General features: G+C 50.8%; 19 protein-coding genes. All 19 read left to right on the top strand.

Annotation, left to right across the window (positions count from 1 at the left end; genetic code table 11):
* Positions 1-302 precede the first annotated feature (302 nt).
* The 19 genes from rimP to ABC831_RS04870 all read left to right on the top strand — a co-directional run bounded on the left by rimP (position 303) and on the right by ABC831_RS04870 (position 20356).
* On the top strand, positions 303-770 hold the full coding sequence (gene rimP, locus ABC831_RS04960; protein ID WP_343247139.1) for a ribosome maturation factor RimP: 468 nt from the start codon (positions 303-305) through the stop codon (positions 768-770).
* Positions 771-794: 24 nt separating this feature from the next.
* Positions 795-1973, top strand: a complete 1179-nt coding sequence (nusA, locus tag ABC831_RS04955) for a transcription termination factor NusA (protein WP_343247138.1) — start codon at positions 795-797, stop codon at positions 1971-1973.
* Between the two features lie 21 nt (positions 1974-1994).
* A complete protein-coding gene (gene rnpM, locus ABC831_RS04950) occupies positions 1995-2273 on the top strand; it encodes an RNase P modulator RnpM (RefSeq protein WP_158344089.1) in 279 nt (92 codons plus the stop codon).
* Positions 2260-2616: a L7Ae/L30e/S12e/Gadd45 family ribosomal protein gene (locus ABC831_RS04945; protein WP_330655982.1), complete on the top strand. Its 357-nt coding sequence runs from the start codon at positions 2260-2262 to the stop codon at positions 2614-2616. The genes rnpM and ABC831_RS04945 overlap by 14 nt, the downstream gene beginning before the upstream one ends.
* Positions 2594-5953, top strand: coding sequence for a translation initiation factor IF-2 (gene infB, locus ABC831_RS04940; RefSeq protein WP_343247137.1), 3360 nt, complete (start codon positions 2594-2596; stop codon positions 5951-5953). The genes ABC831_RS04945 and infB overlap by 23 nt, the downstream gene beginning before the upstream one ends.
* 62 nt (positions 5954-6015) lie before the next feature.
* Positions 6016-6408: a 30S ribosome-binding factor RbfA gene (gene rbfA / locus ABC831_RS04935; RefSeq protein ID WP_158344095.1), complete on the top strand. Its 393-nt coding sequence runs from the start codon at positions 6016-6018 to the stop codon at positions 6406-6408.
* Positions 6389-7357 (top strand): DHH family phosphoesterase, encoded by a 969-nt coding sequence (locus ABC831_RS04930; protein ID WP_343247136.1) that lies wholly within the window; start codon positions 6389-6391, stop codon positions 7355-7357. The genes rbfA and ABC831_RS04930 overlap by 20 nt, the downstream gene beginning before the upstream one ends.
* Positions 7354-8283 (top strand): tRNA pseudouridine(55) synthase TruB, encoded by a 930-nt coding sequence (gene truB / locus ABC831_RS04925; protein WP_343247135.1) that lies wholly within the window; start codon positions 7354-7356, stop codon positions 8281-8283. Before ABC831_RS04930 ends, truB begins: the two co-directional genes overlap by 4 nt.
* 4 nt (positions 8284-8287) lie before the next feature.
* On the top strand, positions 8288-9226 hold the full coding sequence (locus ABC831_RS04920; protein WP_343247134.1) for a bifunctional riboflavin kinase/FAD synthetase: 939 nt from the start codon (positions 8288-8290) through the stop codon (positions 9224-9226).
* Positions 9227-9350: 124 nt separating this feature from the next.
* Positions 9351-10562 (top strand): C40 family peptidase, encoded by a 1212-nt coding sequence (locus ABC831_RS04915; protein WP_343247133.1) that lies wholly within the window; start codon positions 9351-9353, stop codon positions 10560-10562.
* Positions 10563-10764: 202 nt separating this feature from the next.
* The gene (locus ABC831_RS04910) at positions 10765-11793 is read left to right on the top strand and encodes a LacI family DNA-binding transcriptional regulator (RefSeq protein WP_343247132.1); all 1029 of its coding nucleotides are present in this window, start codon (positions 10765-10767) and stop codon (positions 11791-11793) included.
* 720 nt (positions 11794-12513) lie between these two features.
* Positions 12514-13572 (top strand): ABC transporter substrate-binding protein, encoded by a 1059-nt coding sequence (locus ABC831_RS04905; protein WP_343247131.1) that lies wholly within the window; start codon positions 12514-12516, stop codon positions 13570-13572.
* Positions 13573-13649: 77 nt separating this feature from the next.
* On the top strand, positions 13650-14414 hold the full coding sequence (locus ABC831_RS04900) for an ABC transporter permease (RefSeq protein ID WP_343247130.1): 765 nt from the start codon (positions 13650-13652) through the stop codon (positions 14412-14414).
* Positions 14414-15208 carry an ABC transporter permease gene (locus ABC831_RS04895; protein WP_343247129.1) on the top strand — a complete coding sequence of 265 codons (795 nt, stop codon included), beginning with the start codon at positions 14414-14416 and terminating at the stop codon, positions 15206-15208. Before ABC831_RS04900 ends, ABC831_RS04895 begins: the two co-directional genes overlap by 1 nt.
* Positions 15181-15963 (top strand): ABC transporter ATP-binding protein, encoded by a 783-nt coding sequence (locus tag ABC831_RS04890; protein WP_484840524.1) that lies wholly within the window; start codon positions 15181-15183, stop codon positions 15961-15963. The genes ABC831_RS04895 and ABC831_RS04890 overlap by 28 nt, the downstream gene beginning before the upstream one ends.
* An 11-nt stretch (positions 15964-15974) precedes the next feature.
* Positions 15975-16718 carry an ABC transporter ATP-binding protein gene (locus tag ABC831_RS04885; protein ID WP_343247128.1) on the top strand — a complete coding sequence of 248 codons (744 nt, stop codon included), beginning with the start codon at positions 15975-15977 and terminating at the stop codon, positions 16716-16718.
* Between the two features lie 47 nt (positions 16719-16765).
* A complete protein-coding gene (locus ABC831_RS04880; protein ID WP_343247127.1) occupies positions 16766-18385 on the top strand; it encodes a sulfatase family protein in 1620 nt (539 codons plus the stop codon).
* Between the two features lie 54 nt (positions 18386-18439).
* Positions 18440-19558, top strand: a complete 1119-nt coding sequence (locus ABC831_RS04875; protein ID WP_343247126.1) for an anaerobic sulfatase maturase — start codon at positions 18440-18442, stop codon at positions 19556-19558.
* Between the two features lie 15 nt (positions 19559-19573).
* The gene (locus ABC831_RS04870) at positions 19574-20356 is read left to right on the top strand and encodes a TSUP family transporter (protein WP_343247125.1); all 783 of its coding nucleotides are present in this window, start codon (positions 19574-19576) and stop codon (positions 20354-20356) included.
* Positions 20357-20624 lie beyond the last annotated feature (268 nt).

Genomic DNA, 20624 nt, shown 5'->3' with positions numbered 1-20624 from the left:
AATAAATAACAAAAAAACAGCGGAGCACTTCAGGTAAAGATCTTCCTCAGATTAGCTCTGCTGTTTTTCTGTTATTCGGTTACTGCATTATTCTTCGATTTCTTTCCCTGCCCGTTTAAAGGAATATTATGTTACAATAACCGCGAAAAAAGGAAAAATGGCTCCAGGATTGTTACAAAAATAAGTACTTGCATTTCGTATATCCCGGTGCTATAATGAATAAGATAATTACAAGGTAGAATGACTAGAGTGGGTGAATGCCCACTCTTATTTGTTGGTATAAGTAGAAGGAAGGTGTAGGAATGACAAAGAGAGAGCAATACGAACAAGAGACGGAAAAGCTGCTGATACCAATTATAGAGGCCCATCAGTTCGAACTGGTGGATGTGGAGTATGTAAAAGAAGGCAGCAACTGGTACCTGCGGGCCTATATTGATAAAAAAGGCGGAATCACGGTCGACGACTGTGAACTGGTCAGCAGGCAGTTAAGCGACCTGCTGGATGAGAAGGATTTAATCGGCGAAGCGTACATCCTGGAGGTCAGTTCCCCCGGATTAGGGCGGCCGCTGAAAAAAGAAAAAGACTTCCTAAGAAGTATCGGGGAAGAGGTGGAAGTGAGAACCTATCGTCCCATCAACCGGTCCAAAGAGTTCACCGGTATTTTAAAAGAATATGATAAAGACAGTGTGACCCTTGCGTTTGAAGACGAACAGACCATGAAAATCGCGAGAGCGGACATCGCATTGATCCGCCTGGCCTTTGATTTTTGATCATATTAGGAGGAAAGTGAGAAAATGAATACGGAATTAATGGAAGCTTTGAACATTTTGGAAAAGGAGAAAGATATCAGCAAGGAAACCCTGATGGAAGCCATTGAGAATTCCCTGTTGACGGCCTGTAAGAACCATTTTGGAAAAGCGGATAATGTGAAAGTCAATATCAATCATGAGACCGGGGAATTTGCCGTATTTGCAGAGAAGACCGTTGTGGAAAAGGTGGAGGACCCGGTGCTGGAGATCAGCCTGTCCGACGCCAAGCTGATGGATTCCAAATACGATCTGGGCGATATCGTCAATGTGGAGATCAAATCCAAGGAATTCGGACGGATCGCCACCCAGAACGCCAAAAACGTGATTCTGCAGAAGATCCGCGAGGAAGAGCGTAAAGTCCTGTACAATCAGTACTATGAGAAGGAAAGAGATGTGGTCACCGGTATTGTACAGCGCTATGTAGGGAAGAATGTCAGTATTAATCTGGGCAAGGCGGACGCGCTGCTGACTGAGAATGAGCAGGTCAAAGGCGAGGTGTTCCGTCCCACCGAGCGGATCAAGCTGTATGTGCTGGAGGTAAAGGACACGACCAAGGGGCCGAAGATTCTCGTCTCCAGGACACACCCGGAACTGGTGAAACGTTTGTTTGAAGAGGAAGTAACCGAGGTAAGGGACGGAACAGTCGAGATCAAGAGCATTGCCAGAGAGGCCGGTTCCAGAACGAAGATCGCCGTGTGGTCCAATAACCCGAACGTGGACCCTGTGGGAGCCTGTGTCGGTATGAACGGCGCCAGAGTCAATGCCATCGTCTCCGAACTGCGCGGAGAAAAGATAGATATCATCAATTGGAACGAGAATCCGGCGCTTCTGATTGAAAATGCCTTAAGCCCGGCTAAGGTAGTGTCCGTTATCGCGGACGCGGATGAAAAGACGGCCAAGGTCGTGGTTCCGGATTATCAGTTATCACTTGCCATCGGTAAGGAGGGCCAGAACGCGAGACTGGCCGCCAGACTGACCGGCTTTAAAATAGATATCAAGAGTGAAAGCCAGGCTCGGGAGGCCGGTGACTTCTATATGGAAGATCTGGGCTATGAGGACTATCCGGAGGACCTTCAGTACACAGATGTGGATTATGCGGACGAAGAGTATACGGATGAGGACTTTGCGACAGAAGAATATATAGAAGATTACGAACAGCAGTAAGTCTTCAAAGGAAGTGGTAGATTGAGTACGAATAAAAAGATCCCGTTACGTAAATGCACCGGCTGTGGTGAGATGAAGAGCAAAAAGGAAATGATCCGCGTCTTAAAAACCGCAGAGAACGAAATTGTGATAGATGCCACCGGAAAGAAAAACGGCAGAGGGGCTTATCTGTGTTATTCCCGGGAATGTTTTGAGAAGGCGGTCAAAAGCCGCGGCCTGGAACGGTCCCTGAAGATGAGTATCCCAAAAGAAGTATACGAACGATTAAGAGAGGAGTTGGATGCTCTTGAAACAGAATAAAGTCCTGTCCCTCATAGGTCTGGCTACCAAAGCAGGCAAGACGGCCAGCGGGGAATTTTCCACGGAGAAAGCGGTAAAATCCAATAAGGCCAGCCTGGTGATCGTAGCAGACGAGGCATCCGACAACACCAAAAAAATGTTTCGGAACATGTGTACTTACTATAAAGTGCCGGTATACTTTTTTGGTAGTAAAGAGGAACTGGGTCATGCAATGGGTAAAGAAATGAGGGCCTCGTTAGCGTTGCTGGACGCAGGGTTTGCGAAGGCAGTGGAAAAGGAACTTGTTAATACTAACGCGGCAAAAACTGGAGGTAGTAAGTATGGCGAAATTGAGAGTATATGAGTTAGCAAAAGAATTAGGCAAAGAGAGCAAGGACGTGTTAACGGTCCTTGCGTCGAAAAATATAGAAGTGAAGTCACATGCCAGCAGTCTGTCTGATGATCAGGTGGATATGGTGAGAAAGAGCTTGGGTGGAAAAACCCAGGGCCAGAGTCCGGTCCGGCCCCAAAGCCAAAGCAAACGTCCGGCAGCGCCTGCCCAGGAAGCGCCGGCGTCCGCCCATGCGTCTGAGGCGCATCCGCAGCAGGAGATGCCGAAGAAAAAGCCCAATATCATTCAGGTATATAATCCGCAGAACAGCCAGCAGGCATCGCTGAACCGTCAGTCCGGCCGTCCGCAGGCAGGCAGGCCTGGCCAGAATGCCAGACCTCAGGGCCAGCGGCCCATGGGTGGCCAGCAGGGAACGAGACCCATGCAGGGTCAGGGCCAGCAGGGAACCAGACCGGTACAGGGTCAGGGCCAGCAGGGAACCAGACCGGTACAGAGTCAGGGCCAGCAGGGTGCCAGACCAATGCAGGGCCAGGGAGAGCAGGGAAGCAGACCGATGCAGGGCCAGAGCCAGCAGACCGGCAGACCGATGCAGGGCCAGAGCCAGCAGGGTACCAGACCGGTGCAGGGCGGCCAGAGCCAGCAGGGTACCAGACCGGTGCAGGGCGGCCAGGGCCAGCAGGGAACCAGACCGGTGCAGGGCAGTCAGGGCCAGCAAGGCACCAGACCGGTGCAGGGCGGCCAGGGCCAGCAGGGCACCAGACCGATGCAGGGCAGCCAGGGCCAGCAGGGTACCAGACCGATGCAGGGCAGCCAGGGCCAGCAGGGTGCCAGACCGATGCAGGGTCAGGGCCAGCAGGGGACCAGACCGGCGGGCCAGGGAAACCAGGGTGCCAGACCGAATGGCACCTATCAGGGAAATCAGGGACAGCGTCCCCAGGGCCAGCAGGGTTCCCAGAACAGACCGGCAGGAGCGTCCCAGTATAACAGACCTAACGGCCAGCAGGGAAATTCGTCCCAAAGACCGGCCGGAAACCAGCAGTCTTACGGTTCCAACAGACCCTATGGACAGCAGAATAATAATGGTAACAGAAATACGGCGTCCGGCCAGGGCCAGAGAAGCGGCCAGGGCCAGTATAACCGTCCGGCGCAGGGAGACCGTCCGAACGGCCGTCCCAGCCAGGGTTCCGGACAGTACCAGAATCAGGGTTCCGGACAGTATCAGAGAAATTCCCAGGGACAGAATGGGCAGAGAAGCGGTCAGGGCCAGTATGGAAACCGTCCTTACCAGGGACAGAACGGCAGACCGCAGGGTCAGAATAACCGTTCCCAGGGAACCAGGCCCGGAGGAGGTCAGACGATGAGAGACGGTCTGACGATACCGAAGCCGCCTCAGACAAAAGCTACAGAGAAGCAGAATGTAACCTCCAGAGCGGAGAGAGGGGACAGAAACGACCGCAGCAGGGATAAAGACCGGAATGGCCGGAACGACCGCCGCGGATACCAGGACAACAGACCGAACCAGAGAAACCTGGGCGGAAAAGGAAGAAATAACACTCCCGCGCCGAAGCCGGTACAGCAGGAGCCTAAGGAAGAGACCATCCGCACCATTATTCTGCCGGAGACCATGACGATCAAGGAACTGGCGGAAAAGATGAAAGTGCAGGCAGCCGCGGTTGTGAAGAAACTGTTTTTACAGGGATCGGTGGTGACGGTCAATCAGGAAATTGACTTTGAAAAGGCCGAGGAGATTGCCCTGGAGTTCAATTGTATAGCGGAAGCGGAAGTAAAAGTGGATGTGATCGAAGAATTGCTGAAGGAGGACGAGGAAGATCCGGCAACCCTGATCCCCAGACCTCCTGTTGTATGCGTGATGGGTCATGTTGACCACGGTAAAACATCTCTGCTGGATGCGATCCGGAATACCCATGTGATTGATAAAGAGGCCGGAGGCATTACCCAGCATATCGGAGCCTACACGGTGTCCATCGACGGGCAGAAGATCACCTTCCTGGATACACCGGGCCATGAGGCATTTACCGCCATGCGTATGCGGGGCGCGAATTCCACCGATATCGCTATTCTGGTGGTGGCCGCCGATGACGGCGTGATGCCCCAGACCATAGAGGCGATCAACCATGCCAAAGCGGCAGGGATTGAAATAATCGTAGCGATCAATAAAATAGATAAGCCCAGCGCCAACATCGAGCGGGTGAAGCAGGAACTGACCGAGTACGAACTGATTCCGGAGGACTGGGGCGGAAGCACCATCTTCGCTCCGGTGTCCGCTCATACCCATGAGGGAATTGACAATCTTCTGGAAATGATCCTCCTGACGGCTGAAGTGTGCGAGCTGAAAGCGAATCCCAAGAGAAGAGCCAGAGGACTGGTAATCGAGGCGGAGCTGGATAAAGGAAAAGGTCCGGTAGCTACTGTCCTGGTGCAGAAGGGAACTCTGCACGTGGGAGATTCGATCGCCGCCGGTTCTTCCTATGGAAAGGTCCGCGCGATGATGGACGACAAGGGCAGAAGGGTAAAAGAAGCCGGCCCCTCCACTCCTGTGGAAATCTTAGGCTTAAGCGATGTTCCCAACGCCGGTGATATCTTTGTATCGCCGGAAAATGATAAAGAGGCAAGAAATTTTGCACAGACTTTCATTTCCGAAGGCCGTGAGAGGCTTCTGGATGATACCAAAGCCAAGATGTCGCTGGATGACCTGTTTACACAGATCAAGGCCGGCAATATCAAAGAGCTGGGGATCGTTGTGAAGGCCGATGTGCAGGGCTCTGTGGAAGCGGTCAAACAAAGTCTGCTGAAGCTGTCCAACGAAGAGGTAGTGGTTAAGATCATCCATGGCGGTGTAGGTGCCATCAACGAATCCGACGTCATCCTGGCCAGCGCGTCCAACGCGATTATTATCGGCTTTAATGTGCGTCCGGATGCCACGGCGAAAAATACGGCGGAACGCGAGGGCGTGGATATGCGTCTGTACCGCGTCATCTACGATGCCATTGCCGATGTGGAAGCGGCCATGAAGGGAATGCTGGACCCGATCTTTGAGGAGAAGGTCCTGGGCCACGCACAGGTGCGTCAGACATTTAAGGCATCCGGAGTCGGAACCATTGCCGGAGCCTACATTCTGGACGGTATCTTCCAGAGAAACTGTACAGTACGGCTGACCAGAGACGGAGTGGTGATCTATGAAGGACCGCTGGCCTCTCTGAAGCGTTTCAAAGACGATGTAAAAGAAGTCAAGAGCGGTTTTGAATGCGGTCTTGTACTGGAAGGCTTCAATGATATCAAAGAGGAGGACCTGGTCGAAGCTTATACCATGGTCGAGGTCCCCAGATAATTTCCCACAGGCGTTGCCTGATGGAAAAAACGGGCGGTAAGCCTGAAAACGAGGTGTGAAACATGAGAAAGAACAGTATTAAAAACACCAGAATAAACCAGGAAGTACAAAAGGAATTAAGCGAAATTATCCGCGCGGGAATCAAAGATCCGCGGATCAATCCCATGACCAGTGTCGTTGCGGTTGAGGTGGCGCCGGATCTGAAGACTTGTAAAGCCTATATCAGCGTATTGGGGGATGAAGAATCCCAAAAAGATACGCTGGCAGGCTTAAAGAGCGCGGAAGGCTATATCAGGACGAAGCTGGCACGTACCATTAACCTGCGCAACACGCCGGAAATCCGGTTCGTGCTGGACCAGTCCATCGAATATGGTATTAATATGTCGAAGCTTATCGACGATGTCAACCGGGACTTGAATGAAAAGGGTGAAGTAGATGATCAATCTGACATCTGAGCTTGAAAATGTAAGAACCGTTGCGATCGCCGGCCATGTAAAACCGGACGGCGACTGCATCGGGTCCTGCCTGGGAATGTATCTGTATCTGACCACATATTTTCCTGAGATACAGACAGACGTGTTCCTCGGAAAAATCGCTCCGGAATATAATTTCCTTAAAGGAGTGGAAAAAATACGCCATGACAGCGAGGGAGCGGGCCCGTATGACGTTTTCATTTCCCTTGACTCCAGTGACAGGGAGCGTTTGGGCCCGGCGGGTGAATTGTTTGATACGGCGGAAAAAACCATCTGTATCGATCATCATGTCAGCAACCAGGGATTTGCCCAGGTCAATTATATCGTGCCGGATGCCAGTTCCACCTCGGAGCTGGTGTTTGAAGTGATCGGGGAGGAGAGAGTAACCAGGGAGATGGCCGAGGCCATCTATACCGGGATCGCCAGCGATACGGGAGTGTTTCAGTATTCCTGCACTTCCTCCAGGACCATGAATATCGCCGGTATGCTGATGGACAAGGGAATTGATTTTTCCTGGATTGTGGATGAGACTTTTTATAAAAAGACCTATCTTCAGAACCAGATCCTGGGCCGGGCACTGATGGAAAGTATGCTGCTGCTGGACGGAAAGTGTATTGTCAGCGGCTTCCGCAAAAAGGATATGGATTTTTATCACGTGGGACCGCTGGACTTTGAGGGAATCGTCAATCAGCTGAGGCTGACGGAAGGCGTCGAGGTGGCCGTGTTTCTCTATGAATCCGGGAACCAGGAATTCAAGGTCAGCATGCGCTCCAAGAGCCAGGTGGATGTGAGCGGGATCGCGGTCTATTTCGGAGGAGGCGGCCATGTGAGGGCGGCAGGATGCACCATGCAGGGAACGATGTTTGACGTTATCAACAACCTGACTCCTCACATCGAAAAGCAGCTGAAAAGGAAGGTAGAACAAGAGTGATACACGGAGTGATCAACGTTTACAAAGAACGGGGATATACTTCCCATGATGTGGTGGCCAAGCTGCGTGGTATTCTGAAGCAGAAGAAGATCGGACATACCGGGACGCTGGACCCCGATGCACAGGGAGTGCTGCCGGTGTGCCTGGGGAAAGCCACGAAGCTTTGTGATATGCTGACCGGGGAAGAGAAGGTCTATGAAGCCGTACTGAGACTGGGAATTACCACAGACACACAGGATATGACCGGACAGGTACGTAAGGTCCGGGAAGTACAGGCGTCGCCGGAAGAGGCCAGGGAAGCGGTGAACAGCTTCGTGGGGGAATATGATCAGATCCCCCCCATGTATTCCGCGCGGAAGGTCAATGGAAAAAAATTATATGAACTTGCCCGGGAAGGAAAAGAAGTGGAGAGAAAGGCCAGAAGGGTCAGAATCTATGAAATCGTGATTCTGGAATGCCGGCTGCCCCTGATCCGCTTTACGGTCCGCTGTTCAAAAGGTACTTATATCCGTACCTTATGCCAGGACATCGGAGAAAAACTTGGCTGCGGCGGCTGTATGGAATCCCTGCTTCGGACGCAAGTAGGGCGTTTTACGTTAAAGGACAGCTTAAAGCTCCAACAGATTCAGCAGTTGGCGGAAAATGGTCAGATTGGTCAGATCCTGACGCCGGTAGATGAGATGTTCGGCGGGATGCCCGCCGTGACCATAAAAAGTGAATTTCAGAAGCTGATCCAGAACGGCAATGCGTTTCTGCCAGGGCATCTGCTGTCTTTGCCGGACGAAGTCGGGACGGGCGGCGGCAGCCTGGAGCAGGGACAGGTTCAGGTCCGTGTCTACGATGAGGCCGGAGGTTTTTACGGCATCTATGAATATCAGACAGACCGCGGCCGTTATCAGCCGGTGAAAATGTTTTTAGGAGATTGAGAACATGGATTACATTACAGAACTGACTAATTTTCATATGGATGCTCCGTCCGTCGTTTCCCTCGGCAAATTCGACGGACTCCACCGGGGCCATCAGAAGCTGCTGAATAAAATGAAAGAATTGCGCACTGGTGCGGAAAAAACAGCGGTGTTTACCTTTTCCGTGCCTCCTAAGGCGGCCCTGTCGGGAAACGGCCTGTCTGTTCTGACTACCAATGAGGAGCGCAGGGCACTGCTGGAACGGGAAGGGATCGACTACTGCGTGGAATGCCCGTTCATCCCCCAGATCTCCCATATGACCCCGGAACAGTTCATACGGGAAATCCTTGTGGACCGCCTGAAGGTCAAAGAGCTGGTGGCAGGTACGGATTTTCACTTCGGATACCGGCGGGCCGGGGACTGCGGGACCTTAAGGCAATTCGCAAAAAGCTGCGGTTACCGGCTGCATGTGGTGGAAAAGGAAGTATATGAAGGCCGGGAGATCAGCAGTACCTATGTCAGAGAAGAGGTTAAGCTGGGACATATGGAAACGGCCAAAGCTCTGCTTGGTTATCCCTACATGATCCGGGGAACGGTGGCCCATGGCAGACAGATCGGGCGTAAAACGCTTGGAATGCCTACGGTGAACCTGATGCCGTCCGCGGATAAGCTGCTGCCTCCGAACGGGGTGTATGTATCCGTGACCCGGGTGGATGATCTCGTATACCGGGGCATGACGAATATCGGATATAAGCCGACGGTCGGGGGAGAGACGAGGGTTGGAGTGGAGACCTACCTCTTCGATTATGAAGGAGATCTCTATGGTAAATATATCGAAGTGGGACTTTTAAACTTCGAGCGGGAAGAACGCAGATTCAGCTCCATGGATGCGCTGAAAGAACAGATGGAAAAAGACATTCAATATGGAATAACATATTTTGCCAAAAATATGAACAATTTGTAAAAAGTGCGATTTATGAGCCTCCGTTGTTGACAAACAGATGAGCTGTGTTATAATAAATTGGTAATAAATTTAACAATTACGTAATAATTTACAATAATTTACATAAGACCAACAGGAGGTTCTAATGAAAAAACAGATTGTACTTGCAGTTTTGTGCCTGAGTCTTACCGGAGCTGTCATATTCGGAGGGGACGCCGTAGCAAAGGCATCTACCGCCAACGGCTTCGCAGGAGCGGGCATTTCTGCTGAGATAGAGACGAAGACAGCCAATGTTTCCGCCAGCGTGAACACAACTGCTCAAAATACACAGCCAACGGCCCAGACCGATGCACCGGCCATGGCAGCGGGAATTATGGCAGATGCGAAAGCAGTAGCCACGGCGAACACGACTCCTGCGGCAGCTCCGGCAGCGAACACAGACCAGCCCGCAGCAGACCAGCCGGCCGAGGCTTCTCAGACACAGGCTCCTGCTGAGGATCAGGCAGCACCTGCTGTACAGGTCGAGGGATATACGAATCTGGGAATCGCTCAGGTGGACAATCATCTGAATGTCCGTGAAGAACCCGATGAAGGCGCAAAACTGGTCGGTAAAATGCCTAAAAATGCCGGCTGTGAAGTATTAGAAGTTCAGGGAGACTGGACGAAAATCGAATCCGGAAAAGTAACCGGATATGTAAAAAGCGAATATCTGCTGACCGGCGACGCAGCTACGGAAGCGGCGCAGCAGGCGATGTCCAAGATGGCGAAGGTCAACACCACCACATTGTATGTGCGGGCCGAACCGAACACCGAATCCACCATCGTTACCCTGGTTCCCATTGAAGAGGAGCTGGAGGTACTGGAAGAACTGGAGGGTTGGGTAAAAGTTAATATCGACGGCGACGAGGGTTATGTATCCTCAGAATATGTGGATGTATCCGCAAAACTGCCCAAGGCTTCCACGATTCAGGAGCTTCAGGTGGGAGAAGGCGTATCTGAGAAGAGTGTTTCCGTCGTTTCTTATGCGAAACAGTTTGTTGGTAACCGTTATGTATATGGCGGGACCAGCCTGACCAACGGTACAGATTGTTCCGGATTTACCATGGGCGTATATGCCAAATTTGGAATCGGGCTTCCTCATTCCTCCAGGGCGCAGGCCAACTGCGGAACCCGTGTCGGATTAAATGAAGTACAGCCTGGAGATTTGGTATTCTACAGCAACGGCGGCGGGATCAACCACGTGGCCTTGTATATCGGCGGCGGACAGGTTGTTCATGCCAGTTCTCCGAAGTCCGGTATCAAGATTTCCGGAATGTATTACAGAACTCCTGTATGCGCAACGCGGGTAATGAAATAATGAAAATCAATCGGGGACATGTCCATTTGGGACATGTCCTTTTTGAAATTTCAGAAAGGGCCCTGGAAGCCAGGGATTTTACCGGCTCCGGGGCTGCAACAAAATCCCCATTTCACTTGACAGAGTTTGGGAAACTCAATATAATTGAAAAATATGAGCGAAAGGGTATCAAAATCGATAGTTTAAGGGATGAGGTGTTAATGTGCCGGTAACCATCAATCAGATTGCGGAGCTGGCCGGGGTGTCTAAGGGGACGGTGGACCGCGTGTTGAATAACCGCGGGAATGTGTCGAAGGATATTGAGGCCAGAGTCCGGCAGATAGCGAAGGAATTGAATTATAAACCGAATCTGATGGCGAAGTCGTTGGCTTTGAGGAAGAAAGCTCCTAAAATAGGGGTTGTTTTTCATGTGAAGAATAATTTCTTTATTGAGCAGGTGAAACTGGGAGTTCAGGCGGCTACCGAAGAACTGGTGGATTATGGGATTACGGTGATCAGCTATTACAGCAGGAATTTTGATGTGGATGATCAGCTGGCATTGATTGACCGTCTGCTGGAGGAAGGGGTTTCGGCTCTGGCGATTACACCGATTAATGAGCAGCCGGTGATCGACCGGATCGATGGGCTGATCGATCAGAATTTTCCTGTGTTTTGTTTTATCAATGATATTAAGACCAGGAATCCGCATATCTTTGTCGGTATCGATGCTTATCAGACTGGCGGGATTACGGCCGGACTGTTTAATATGATTTCCAGAGGCGAGGAAAAACTGGCGATTGTTTCGCCGGGAATGAAAATGCTGGGCCATGTGCAGAGAATTGAAGGCTTGAAGGATACCCTTCATAGATGGTATCCCCAGATTACGATGGCAGGTGTCTGTGAGATTCCATCGAATGATATCGAGATATATAAAACAGTCAAGCAGTTCTTTCAGGAACACCAGGAGATAACTTCTCTCTGGTATGCGACCTCACTGAGTAATGGAGGGATCGTGGCATTGAAGGAGCTGGATCTGCTGTATAAGATTAAAATAATCTGCATTGATCTTCAGAATTTTACCAGGGAAGGGCTGGAAGAGGGGTATATTTCCGCAACGATTAATCAGAAACCTTATAAGCAGGGGTACGAGACGATTAAGATGATATTTAATTATCTGTTGACGGGTGAGTTGACCGAATACACCCACACGATCGAGTCTGAGATTGTGATAAGGGAAAATCTGCCGGGATAACTGAACAGGGATAACTGTTATAATCTGCCGGGATAACGGATCAGAAAAAACTGTTATAATAGAACGAGTCTGCGGAGCAGACAGGGCTGTTATAACAGTTTTTAATTTTATAGGAAAATGCTCATATGAAATAAAATACGCTCCGCGGAGATCGCACAGCGGCGGAGGAGAAGATGCCGCTTACACGGCCCGCAGCAGGCGGAGAGTTTCCCAGGTGAAACTCTTTATCAACGGGATTTGAGAGTCATAAGGCGGTTAGTTCACACGGTTGCGAAAGGAAGATAGCGCTTATGTGCGGCGTATAAAAACGGATCGGCCAGGTGTTTTGGAGTAAGGCTCTTTGCGTTTACAAGGGGGGGCATCCATTCTCTGTAGAGTGCTGTCCGGATTTTCTTATATTGGGAGCTGAGAATAAATATTATGGTTTGCCTGCCGGGAGATGCAGGTACACAGATAGGATAATCGGTTATTGTTCGTAATTATTTGTTGTTCCATAGATGACAATAATTACATGTGTGTACGGTAACGGAAGAATATGAAAAGTGAAGAGGAAAGGATGCGAGATATAAGAAATAATGTAAAATGTGCATAAAAATAAATGTAAAAAATGGTTGAATAATCACAAAAATACCGACAAATTCAAATAAAAATTGACTTATTTTGCATGTTTGCTTATAATGAAATAGAACTGTTAACGTACACATTAAAGGAGAGAGACGAATGAAAGGAAGAATGAAAAAACTTATTTGTGCAGGACTTATAACCGTATTGGCTGCTGCCTCTTTGGCGGGATGCGGAGGGAAAAAAGAGGGAGAGCCTTTAAAGGTCGGAATCATGCCGGCATCCGTAGGCGTTCCGGTACAGTACGCGTATGACAAAGGCTATTTTGAGGAGGAAGGCCTGAAGGTGGAACTTTCGATATTCCAGACCGGCGCTCCGATTAACGAGGCGATCGCTGCGAAACAGATCGACCTGGCCGCTTCCGGCGCCGCCACGATCTTCTCGCTGGCATCCGGCAACTGTACGCTGCTGGCTGAGCTATGTACCTCCGGCGGAATGGGAATCTATGTGAGGCCCGATTCCGATATCCTGAGTGTCCAGGGAGAACTTACGGATACTCCTGATGTATATGGTTCCGCAGACGTGCTGAAGGGTAAAACGGTTCTGGGACAGCTCGGTACCTCGGCACAGTTAAATGTTTCCAAATACATGGACAAATTCGGATTGACCAGTGACGATTACACCATGGTACATATGGACGCAGGCCCCGCTTTCCAGGCTTTTGTGGCAGGAGAAGGGGACGCGCTGGCGGCCTATCCGCCTTATTCCTTCAATGCGCAGAACGAAGGTATGGTACAGATCACAACCTTCGAGGAAGCGACCGGATTCAGCATCATCGATGCGCTGTTCGGCAGATCGGAAGTGATCAAGGAGCGCCCGGAAGATATTGAGAAATTTGTAAAATGTGTAATCAGAGCCGATGAGGAATTAAAAGATGATACGCTGCGAAGCGAATATTCCATGAAGTTCTTTAAAGATAACGGTCGAGAATACTCCGAGCAGGATATGGCGGATGAGATCGCCGTAAGAAAATACATGGGTAAGGATGACTTTACAGACGGCACCTACTCCTTTGGAAAATGCTTCACCGACCAGGGCGAATTCTATGTGGAGAATGGTAAAATCACGGAAGACCAGATCCCGAACCTGTATTCCTCACTGGATCCCAGTTATCTGAACAAGGCACTGGGCATCGACATTAAACCGGAAACAAAATAATGACAGACTTTTGCGGGGCTGCGCTTCGATCTGATACAGACTGAGGCGGCAGCTCCCTCAAAAGAAGGAGGAACTCCATGAAAGAGAAAAAATATACGCTGATCTCTATTGCGGCCGTGGCCATTTTCCTGATGATCTGGCAGATCTGCGCGGCTATGAATCCGGGCGGGATGCTTCCCACACCGGTGGCGGTAGTGAAAGCTTTCTTCCTGAAATTTACGGATAAAAACCCGGATGGAGCCACGATGCTCGTACATCTGGCAGCTTCCTTAAAGGTGGCGCTGTCGGGTTACCTGATCGGCCTGCTGGTCGGTATTCCGCTTGGAATCTGCATGGCCTGGTATAAGAAATTCGATTGGTTTGCCAGACCTCTGTTTGATCTGATCCGTCCGGTTCCGGGAATCGCCTGGATTCCGCTGATGATCATTCTGTTCGGCATCGGCCTCTTGTCAAAATCCATGGTTATCTTTATCTCATCCTTTACCGCCTGTGTCATCAATTCCTACTCCGGTATCAAGCAGACGGAAAGCGTCCATCTGTGGGTCGGACAGATCTACGGGGCCAGCAATGCGACACAGCTCTTCAAGATCGCGATTCCCACCGCACTTCCCATGATCATGACCGGGATGAAAGCAGCGCTTGGGACTTCCTGGGGCGCATTGATCGCGGCGGAGCTTCTGGCATCCACAAAAGGCCTGGGCTTCATGATCCAGCAGAGCCGGGGGCTAATGCGGGTTGACATTATCATAGCAGGTATGGCGATGATCGGTATCGTGGGGGCACTCTTAGGCGTCCTGCTGAATCTGCTGGAAAAACTGGTACTGAGAGGAGGCAGATGGTAATGGCGAAAAAACTGTTCAAAGACAGAGATGATTTTTGGCGGCTGATCTGCGGAATCATCGCGATTCTGGGATTTCTTCTGATCTGGCATTTCGGGACCAACGGAACCAGACTGGGAGAGATTATGCCGGGGCCCGTCGTCATTTTGAAAAGCTTCTTCGAGGCATTCACCCAGAAGACGGCCGGGTATACCATATTCGGGCATACGTTCTGGAGCCTGAGCCGGGTACTGGTGGGATATTCCGTGGCCTGTATCCTGGGTATCAGCCTGGGTCTTTTGATGGGAAGATACAGACTGGCGGAAGCCATTTTCCGTCCATTCTATGAAATGATCCGTCCGATCCCTCCTATTGCCTGGATCTCTCTGGCGATTCTGTGGTTCGGCCTGGGTGAGACCATGGCATATTTTATCATTTTCCTGTCCGCGTTTAACAACATTACGATTAACGTGTTCATGGGAACCAAATCCATCAATCAGGAGCTGGTGGGCTGCGCGAAGATGCTGGGAGCCAATGAAGCCCAGGTGTTCCGCACCGTGGTTATCCCGGCTACGATCCCCTATATTTTCGCCGGGATGCAGATCGGTATCTCATCCAGCTGGGCGGCCGTGGTGGCGGCGGAAATGGTCCGTTCTTCCAAAGGCCTGGGCTTCCTGATCGTCAGCGGTATGGATATCAATAATATTTCTCAGATCTTTGTGGGAATCCTGGCGATCGGTATCGTCGGCTTCCTGTTAGCAACCATTATGAGAGGAGTGGAAGGCAAATTATGTCAGTGGAACGTGAGAGGAAAATAGAAGCTCCGGTAATCGAGTGCAAGGCTGTCCATAAAAAGTTCCTGAACCTGGCAGGAGAAGAACACGTGGTGATCGGCGACATCGATCTTCAGGTGAAAAAGAACGAATTCCTGGTTCTGTTCGGACCCGGGCAGTGCGGAAAGACCACGATGATTAATCTGATCTCCGGGCTTTTGCCGGCCACTTCCGGTGAGATTACGGTCAACGGCAAGACGGTCACAGGACCCGGTGCCGACAGAGGGGTTGTCTATCAGACCATCAATCTGTTTCCGTGGCTGACCACCATGGGAAATGTGGAATACGGCCCGAAGATCCGGGGCGTTGGGAAAGAAGAACGGCAGAAGAAGGCCCAGTATTATATTGATCTGGTGGGGCTGCAGGGATTTGAGAAGGCTTATCCGGTAAAATTATCGGGCGGCATGAAGCAGCGTGTGGGAATCGCCAGGGCCTACTGTAACGAACCGGACGTGCTGCTGATGGACGAACCCTTTGGCGCGCTGGATGCCCAGACCCGCTATATGATGCAGGAAGAGATCGAGAAGATCTGGCAGAAGGAAAAACGGACGGTGATCTTTGTCACGAATAATATAGAAGAAGCTCTGTATCTGGCGGACCGGATTGTGGTGCTGAGTAACTGCCCGGCGACGATCAAGGCGGAGTATAAGATCGATCTGCCCAGGCCACGAAGCTATGTGGATCCCGAATTCCTGCGGCTGCGCAAGGAAATCACCAGCATCGTGGATATTACGAAATAGGAGGAGAGCAAATGAGTCGTGGAGCGAATATAAAGGCGGTAAATTTAACGAAGAAATTCGGAGATCTCCTTGTATTGGATAATATGAACTTTGAAGTGGAGGCGGGAGAGCTGCTGTGCGTGGTAGGACCCACCGGATGCGGGAAAACCACCTTTTTAAACAGTCTGACGAACCTGTATCAGATTACCTCCGGTCAGATCCTGATTGATGATGAGCCGGTGGATCTGAAGAAACACAATGTGTCCTATATTTTTCAGGAGAATTCCACAATGCCGTGGCTGACTGTGGAGGAGAACATCCGGTTCGGCCTGGATATCAAAAAAGTCGGTGATCAGGAGAAAAAGGAGCGGGTCGAGGAATTTATGGAGATCGTAGGCCTGACCCCGTATCGGAAATTTTTCCCCAGACAGCTCTCGGCCAGTATGCTGCAGAGGGTATCGATTGCCAGGGCATTTGCCACGAAGCCGAATCTGCTGCTGATGGATGAGCCTTATGCCCAGCTGGACATTGAATTGCGCTACAAGCTGGAGGATGAGCTGATCAAGCTATGGGAAGCAACCGGAACTACCGTAATGTTTATCACACATAATATTGAGGAGGCCGTCTATCTGGGACGTAAGATTCTGATTCTGACCAATAAGCCGACGACGGTGAAAACCTTCCTGGATAATCCGCTGCCGAGGCCCCGGGATATTGCCGGCGAAGAATTTGTAAAATTGAGAAACCAGGTAACTGATCTGATCAAATGGTGGTAGGGAAGTCTATAGAATCTGTATTCGAGAGGATGCAGTAGGAGGTAAAGGTGAAGAACGAAAAACAACGTATGCCGAATGTCCTGATTCTGCACAGCGACCAGCACAGCGCCAGGGCCTTGGGCTGTTACGGCAATGAACAGGTAATCACGCCGAATCTGGACCGATTGGCCGGGGACGGTATCAAAATAGATCATGCATTTACACAGAATCCCATCTGTACCCCGTCCAGGATGTGTATGCTGAGCGGGCAGTACGCCCACAACATCGGTTACTATGGACTGATGGGGGAAAAACCGGAACACCTGCCGAATATTTTCGAATATTTCAAAGAGCAGGGCTACCGGACCGGGGCGGCGGGGAAATTACATACGCCGGCCGGCTGGGTATCAGACGCCTGTGATTACGTGGGAGACGGGTATGGCTTCGAACATCCGGTCAGGCCATGGAACCGCAGGATGGAAGAGGGCTGCCAGGGACTAAAAGGGGATGACTACTCGGTCTATCTGGCCGAACACGGGCTATATGAGGAGCGGGATGACAAGATCCTGCAGGAATGGTTCCAGCAAAATGAGCACAGGAAAGGACAGTGCGTGGATTCCCGGTTTTCCAGGATTCCGAAGGAACATTCCATGGAGGCCTGGACAGCCAAGTGTACCAATCAATTTATCGAGGAATGTGTAAAGGAGGAGAAACCCTTCTGTTACTGGATGACCGTTCCCAGACCGCATCAGACTTATGCGCCGTGCAGAGAATTCTGGGATTTGTACGAGGGCATGGATCTGGAACTGCCGCCAAACGCAGGAAATGACATGCATGACCGGTCGGCCGCGGCCAGGACTACCCAGGAGAATTTCCAGAAGAATGGAGACTGGATGCTGTTCGAGCCCCGGGACTTCGATGAGGCGAGAAAACGGGTACTGCGGGGATATTATGCCTGTGTTTCCCAGATGGATGACGCTATGGGCCGGGTGCTGGACAAACTGGACGAGCTGGGTATCAGGGAAAATACAATCATTGTCTACACGACAGATCACGGAGAGTTCGCGGGAGAACATGGCATGATCGAGAAGGCGCCGGGGATCGGCTTTGGCTGTGTCACCAGAATACCCATGATCTTTTCCTGGAAGGGGAAAATGAAGGCAGGCGAGGTGCGGGATTCCCTGGTGGAATCCATTGATATTCTGCCTACGGTGTGCGAACTGGCAGGGCTGGCGCGTCCGGACTGGGCGGACGGTAAAAGCGCGGTACCGGTACTAAAGGATGACACCGCGATCCGGGATATGGCGGTTACGGAGAACCCGAATACAAAGACGATCCACACGAAACGCTATAAACTGACCCAATATCTTCCGGAATTCCAGGGAGAAGACTTTGGGGAACTCTTTGATATGGAAAATGATCCTTATGAATTAAAAAATCTATATTTTGATCCCGGGTACCAGGATGTGGTGCAGGAACTCAGATATAAGCTTTACTGCTGGCTGGTCCGGACCACAAGGATCAAGACGGCGAATCCGACGATCCCCTGCACTGGCCGGGAAAAGGATGTGTCCGGAGGGATGTCCTGGGATTTGGCGCCCTATTATGGAGTCTATGACAGGGACGGCAGGATCGGGGAAAGATTCTATCAGGATCTGATACAGAAGGGCATGAGGAATTATCTGTAGTGGAAGGCTAAGTGCTCATAGCAAAATGGGATATTCCCTGGATGGAGGGAGAAAATGCCAGCTCTGAACTTGTTGATAAAACCGGCTTCCGGCAGTTGCAACCTGCGATGTGAATACTGTTTTTACAGGGAGCTTTATCAGGCCAGAGATCCGGGAAGTGAGTGTCTTATGAAGCTGGACACCCTGGAGCAGATCATAAAAAAGGCCATGGACTATGCGCAGGATGAATGTGTGATCGGCTATCAGGGAGGCGAACCGACGCTGGCGGGCCTGGATTTTTACCGGGACGCGGTTAGGCTTCAGGAACAGTATAACACCAGAAATCTGGTCATCCACAATACAATACAGACGAATGGATACCGGCTCAATAAGGAGTGGTTTCCATTCCTGGCTGAAAAAGGATTTCTGGTGGGGATCTCTTTGGACGGGACCAGGGAATTGCACGACCGGTATCGAAAGACCCGGCAGGGACGGGAAACCTTTGACGGTGTCATGGATACGATCCGGCTGTGCAGGCGTTACGGAGTGCCATTTAACATTCTCACCGTGGTGACCAGAGACAGTGCGGTCTGTGTCGGACGGATCTATCAGTTCTTTAAACGGGAAAGATTCCAGTATCTTCAATTCATTCCCTGTCTGGACCCTTTTGGCAAGGAGAAGGGGATGGAAGAATACTCCCTGAGTCCGGCAGAGTACGGCGGATTCCTGATCCGGCTGTTTGATCTGTGGTACGCCGACGTGTTGAGAGGAGAACAGCCTTATATCCGCCAGTTTGAGAATTACCTGGCATTGCTGCTTGGAAACCCGGCGGAGTGTTGTGATATGAACGGTGTATGCGGGAGGCAGAATGTGATTGAGGCGGACGGGAGCGTCTATCCCTGTGATTTTTACGCCATGAGTGCCTTTAAGCTTGGGAATCTTAAGGAATGCTCTTTTGAAGAAATCGAAGAACACCGCCGGGTGTCAGGATTCATAAAAGAATCTCAGGAAGCGCAGAAATTATGCTCTGAGTGCAGTTATTTCCGGATCTGCCGCGGCGGCTGCAAAAGAAACCGGCTGCTTCTGCCGTCCGGAAAATATGGTGGGAATTATTTTTGTGAGAGTTACAAAATGTTCTTTGCACATGCGCTGCCGGGATTGATGGAAATCGCATCGCATATAACAGCCGGATAAAAGAAGGTACAATCTATGGAGATACTTATATTTTTTATCAGTTTTCTGTCGTCGGTCGTGGGAGCGATCTGCGGGATCGGCGGCGGAGTGATCATCAAGCCGGTGCTGGATGCGGCAGATATTATGGGAGTTGCCGGCATCAGCTTCCTGTCAGGCTGCACGGTTCTGTCTATGAGCGTGGTATCTGTCTTCCGGCAGATGCGGCAGGGAAGCGGGAAGATCGACTGGAAGACATCCACACCGCTGGCTATAGGAGCGGCGGTTGGAGGACTCGTCGGAAAAAGCGGGTTTCAGTATGTGATTGGCTTTTTTGGGGATCAGAACCAGGTTGGGGCTATCCAGGCGATGATGCTGATCTTTCTGACGGTGGGGACTCTGGTCTATACGTTGTACAGTGCCAGAATCAGGACGCTGCATGTCAGGCATACGGCGGTATGTCTGGGCATCGGACTGGTGCTGGGGGTACTGTCCTCATTTCTGGGAATCGGCGGCGGGCCGATTAATCTGGTAGTGCTCTATTATTTCTTTTCCATGTCGGCAAAGACAGCGGCGGTGAATTCGCTGTATATGATTATGTTCTCACAGGCGACAAGCCTTCTGCACACGCTGGCCGGGGGAAATGTTCCGGAAGTGCCCGGAGTCTTTCTGGCCGTGATGGTGGTTGGCGGTGTGCTTGGGGGATTGCTGGGAAGCAAAGCGCACCGGGTCGTGTCGGAACGGGCTGAGAAGGTGTTGTTTGTGCTGCTGATGATTGTGATTATCGGAATTAATGTCTATAATTTTGTAAATTTTTGCTGACGATTGGGGACATGTCCATTCCAGTTTGGGACATGTCCATTTCGATCATTTTATTCAGTGAATAAGAATCGGGTAAAATGGACATGTCCCAAACTGGAATGGACATGTCCCCAATCGGGCAGAATAAGCTGGTATCGGGGCGGATTCGGGCTTGAGTGAAAAAGTAAATTCCGCATGTAAACTTAAATTCCACACGGAAGACTAAATTCGGTATTAAAGGGTTTGACGAAATGCGTCAAACCCTTTAAAGTGGAATTTAACCGGATAA

The sequence above is a fragment of the Diplocloster hominis genome, assembly GCF_032380655.1.
Taxonomy (GTDB): domain Bacteria; phylum Bacillota; class Clostridia; order Lachnospirales; family Lachnospiraceae; genus Diplocloster; species Diplocloster hominis.
Note: the sequence above shows the minus strand (reverse complement) of the source record. Positions and strands in the feature narration are given on the sequence as shown.